Annotated in this window: 8 protein-coding genes; 1 reads left to right on the top strand and 7 read right to left on the bottom strand. The window is 45.7% G+C overall.

Annotated elements, in window-relative coordinates:
* Positions 1 to 532 precede the first annotated feature (532 nt).
* Entirely contained in the window at positions 533 to 1,558 is a 1,026-nt protein-coding gene (locus I2I04_RS22915; protein WP_004295509.1) for a replication initiation protein, read from the top strand.
* A 36-nt stretch (positions 1,559 to 1,594) separates the two neighbouring features.
* Here I2I04_RS22915 and I2I04_RS22920 read toward each other — a convergent pair whose 3' ends face one another.
* The 7 genes from I2I04_RS22920 to I2I04_RS22945 all read right to left on the bottom strand — a co-directional run.
* Positions 1,595 to 1,825, bottom strand: a complete 231-nt coding sequence (locus I2I04_RS22920) for a hypothetical protein (RefSeq protein WP_004295510.1) — start codon at positions 1,823 to 1,825, stop codon at positions 1,595 to 1,597.
* Positions 1,826 to 1,844: 19 nt separating this feature from the next.
* Positions 1,845 to 2,297, bottom strand: a complete 453-nt coding sequence (gene mbpC / locus I2I04_RS22925) for a mobilization protein MbpC (RefSeq protein WP_004295511.1) — start codon at positions 2,295 to 2,297, stop codon at positions 1,845 to 1,847.
* Complete coding sequence (gene mbpB, locus I2I04_RS22930; RefSeq protein ID WP_007560590.1) at positions 2,254 to 3,048, bottom strand: mobilization protein MbpB; 795 nt, start codon at positions 3,046 to 3,048, stop codon at positions 2,254 to 2,256. Before mbpB ends, mbpC begins: the two co-directional genes overlap by 44 nt.
* Complete coding sequence (gene mbpA, locus I2I04_RS23590; RefSeq protein WP_004327437.1) at positions 3,045 to 3,344, bottom strand: mobilization protein MbpA; 300 nt, start codon at positions 3,342 to 3,344, stop codon at positions 3,045 to 3,047. Before mbpA ends, mbpB begins: the two co-directional genes overlap by 4 nt.
* Before the next feature lie 192 nt (positions 3,345 to 3,536).
* Positions 3,537 to 3,734, bottom strand: a complete 198-nt coding sequence (locus tag I2I04_RS22935; protein WP_004295503.1) for a hypothetical protein — start codon at positions 3,732 to 3,734, stop codon at positions 3,537 to 3,539.
* A 10-nt stretch (positions 3,735 to 3,744) separates the two neighbouring features.
* Positions 3,745 to 4,020, bottom strand: a complete 276-nt coding sequence (locus I2I04_RS22940) for a type II toxin-antitoxin system YoeB family toxin (protein WP_004327436.1) — start codon at positions 4,018 to 4,020, stop codon at positions 3,745 to 3,747.
* Positions 4,017 to 4,225 (bottom strand): hypothetical protein (locus I2I04_RS22945; RefSeq protein WP_151937010.1); only part of this gene is annotated, 209 nt, incomplete at its 5' end. The genes I2I04_RS22940 and I2I04_RS22945, both read right to left, overlap by 4 nt.

Genomic DNA, 4,225 nt, shown 5'->3' on the forward strand with positions numbered 1-4,225 from the left:
AACTTTTACCAAAGCGTAAATCTCGTTTTTCCTGCGAATTAGTACCTGCTCGCCATTGTCAGCTTTGGTGAAAGACGCTGCGAGGTTGTTACGGTATTCTCTTACTGATAATGCTTCCATATCTGTTTGCTTTTAAATTCAGCACAAAGATAGCTATATTTCAATAAAATACAAACATTTTGTACACAAACGTGTACACGCCATAAAAACCCGTTTCCAATCCTACCGCCCGTTGGTTGGTTTTGCTTTGCTCTTTTTCCCTATCGTTTTTCTTTTTCCGACAGTAAATCAACCACTTAGCTCTATAAATTCCCCTTGTCTGTTATAAGCATCGTCTGTAATATGCTCTATCACTTCTTCGCAAACGCCCATAAATAAAGGGATTAGAACATGTGTTTCCCCACACTTTGGGAGTTTAGTCCCCACACTTTGGGAGTTTAAAAGTAAATTAGTCCCCACACTTTGGGAGTTTTACCCCTCTTTTTTTGTTTTAATGTGGGGATTGTGTATATTTGCAGCAAATCAATCGTTTATGAAAAAGAAACTACCTATTACCAAGAATAAAGATGTTGTTGTTTCATGGGTATATACATGGTCAAAACAGCAAGACATGTCCATACACGAACAAAGAATAGTTCTTCGCATACTGGAAGCGTGCCAAGCTGAACTAAAGGGAGTAAAACTGAAAGATTATGCAGGCACGAAACGCAAGTTTGAGCATGGACTTTGGGATGTTGATGCACAAATGCATGTATCTGACGTTATTTTTTCCGGACGTGATTACAATGAAATCATAGCCGCACTCGATTCTTTGGCAGGACGTTTTTTTACTTACGAAGATGACGAGGAATGGTGGAAGTGCGGATTTATATCTAACCCAAAATATAAAAAACGCACTGGCATTATAACCTTTCGTGTGTCTAACGACCTTTGGGATGTGTTTACCAAGTTCGCCAAGGGGTACAGAGAATTTGAGTTAAACAAGGCTCTTGCGCTACCTACTGGGTATTCCCTTAGGTTTTACATGTTAATGAGTGGGCAGGTGTACCCTTTGGATATATCCCTTGAAAACTTGAAAGACCGTCTTGGCATACCTGCGGACAAATACAAGGACAAGAACGGAAAAGACAGAATAGATCATTTTGAGGAAAGAGTTTTGAAACCAGCAAAGGCTGCGCTTGATGAGAGCTGCCCATACACTTTCAACTACGTGAAAGTGCGTGAAAACCCAAACAACAAACGTAGCAAGGTGACCGGGTTTAGGTTCTACCCGGTCTATCAACCACAGTTCAGAGATGAAGAACTGGAAGGGAAAGAATTGCAAGCAAAGGTTACAGCACGATATCAGATAGACAGCCATGTGTACGAGTACCTCCGTTATTCCTGCGGCTTCACATCGGAAGAGATAAACCGGAACAAAGAGACATTCATAACGGCACAAGAAAAGATAACCGACCTTATCGGAGAACTGGCTCTCCTAAACGGAAAATCACGAGAAAAGAACAATCCGAAAGGGTGGATTATAAACGCCCTTAAAGGGAAAATCAAGGATAAGTAACAAGATTACCCGGCTGAAACACTCCGGGTAATCTTGTCAAATCAGAGGAACGATTTCCATTTCTACACCAAGTTCTTTCATCTGCTGTTGTATTTCCTCGCTGCTTAGTTTCTCTCTCGCCAGTGCAAGCCCATGAAAGGCGTCCCAGCCTGCCGGCTTCGAAACGATACTACCGTTTAGGACGGCATGGGTGATTTCGCCGCCGGACTTCGCACCCTTGTTCAGTATGAAGAAGAACCGGGGTTCTTCGTGTTCCGTTGTTCCCATAATTCGTAAAGTTAGATGTTTATTTATTCCCCTTTTGTTCCCTTGCCTGCTCTTGGTAGTATTCATAATACTGCTTGTAGTTGTCCCGGTCTTTGGCTGCATCCGTCCAAAGATAGCACATGAAACAAGCGAACAATAGGGAGATAACAGCACAAAGGATTGAGTAGAACGAAATTCGTTTGTCCACATAACCGCCGTTTTTCATTCTGTACCCCTGCCGTTCAAAGTCCGCCAACACGTTTTTTAGGCGATTTTCGGCACTTTCAAGGCTTTTCCCGTCTATTTGTACCTTTCGGGCTGTTGCGTCCTCTATGCGCTTCGTATAGACTTCAACACGCTTTAGTTCTTGATACACCAGTTCTACCGCAAGCTGCGGGTTTACCCTTGGCGTTGTATCTTTTCTTTTCCGGGGGCTGTACTGTCCCTGCTTAACGTTGGAAGCTGCCGCTTCCGGGTGTGAGTTTGTTTCCATGAGATATGTTCATTGAGTTGCACTTCAGTTTGCTTTGTGTCCGCTCGATATGGGCGAGAGTGTAGCCTTTCCCTATCTCGCTTGCCTTATACTCCGTACCGCTTCGGGCTGTGACATAGTAGCCGTTAAGTTTCCCGGTGCTTGCCCTGGCTTCCCGGACTTTAAAACCTCTCTTACCAAGTTCTTCCTTGAATTTGGTAAAGTCAAAGCCCTGCATCTTCTTCAATACGCCGTCCATGGCTTCCTTGATTTCCGCTTTGTTGACTTTGCCAATGTCCTGCGACTGTACAAAGTTCCGTTCCTTGGCTATGGCATTGGCGGCTTCCGTTGCCTTTTTCCCTATCCAGTTGTCCCGGTACAGTTCCCCGGAAAGGGAAACCCGGTTTGCCAGTATGTGCAGGTGGGCTTGCTCTTTCTTGCTCTCCGTACCGCTGTGCCGGATGATGATGTACTGGTGGTTCGCCAACCCCATGCGCTGCATGAAGTCGTTACCAAGTTCCGCCCAGTCCGCATCCGTAAAGGTGGCGCTTTCCTCTATCGAGGGGCTGACCTCGAAACGTAGGCAGTTGTTTTTTACGTTCGGAAAATCAATGTGATACGGTTTCATTTCCTGCACCATTTCCGCACCAGTACACCCATAAAGTTCATGCCGGGCTATCTCGGTGGCTACTGCCTGCCCGTTTATCTCTTTGGCGAGGTCGTACTCCAATGCCGCCACACCATGTGATATGCTTTTCCCTTTCCCTATCATCGTGAGAGTATTTTTTTGAGCTCTGTAATTAGTGCCCGGTTCTCCTCGAACACTTCCCGGTACTGGCGACCACCGAAGTAGTTGTTCAGCCGTTGGAGCGTTCCTTTCAACTGGGCTATGTCCCGGAGAAGCTGCCGTTCCTCCTCGGTGTACCTCTCCCTTGGGCGCCCCCCAAGGGACAAACTCCGGCAGTATTCCGATACGCTTAGACTGCACCGGGCTGCCTGCTCCGCAAGTGCGTCCTTTTCAAGTTCGGTACACCGGAATGTAATCTTTTCGTTCCGTCTTAGTTCCATGCCACAAAGGTAATCTTAAAATCTTTTTGAGCAAAGCGAGAAAAGCAAGAATTGTCCGACAAGGACACTTCTTGCTATATATACACATGCCGCATGGGAATACATCCACGCCAACCGCCCAGCAAAAAGCCCCGGCGTGTTAGAAAATCCCCCACAGCCTAACAAATTCTACCCCATTTCTACCCAAGGGGATTACACGCCGCAGAAGTCATCCGGGAACATGTCTTCCAGTTCGTCCAAATCAATGGTTTCTTCTTCGGACACCTCCACCCATTCAATGTTTTCTTTCCCTCTTATCGCACATGAGTACATCTCGGCGGCGGCAAGAGAAGAGAACACCTCGTGCATAGGCTCGCCGTTCTCTAACCAGTAAACACAATATTCGACCATAACAGTTTTATCATTTATCGTTGTAATGCCCCTCTACCTCCAAGATGTAGACCTCTACCACTTCCTCGTAAATGTCATAGATTATCCGGTCATGGGCGGTAATGTGTCGAGACCATGTAATATCCCCACCGCCCCTTAACGCTTCGGGATGCCCAAGCCCAGTCTTAGGGTGCTCTAACAATTCTTTGTAGATTTTCTTATACTTCTTGAACAAATTGGGGTTTGATTTCTTCCATTTGGCAATCACCTTATCCACCCCGTCGGAAACCCTAATTGTGTACATCATAGACTATCGAAATAAGCGTCAATATCCTCACTGCTTTTGAGGGTAACACACTTTCCGGATTTGATTTCTTCCCTTGCCTTGTCAATCCTTGCTTGCAGCTCCGGGGTTATCATCAAATCTTCACGACCAACTTTTACCAAAGCGTAAATCTCGTTTTTCCTGCGAATTAGTACCTGCTCGCCATTGTCAGCTTTGGTGAAAGACG

Origin of the sequence: Bacteroides sp. 1001136B_160425_E2, assembly GCF_015559655.1 — a bacterium.
GTDB lineage: Bacteria > Bacteroidota > Bacteroidia > Bacteroidales > Bacteroidaceae > Bacteroides > Bacteroides luhongzhouii.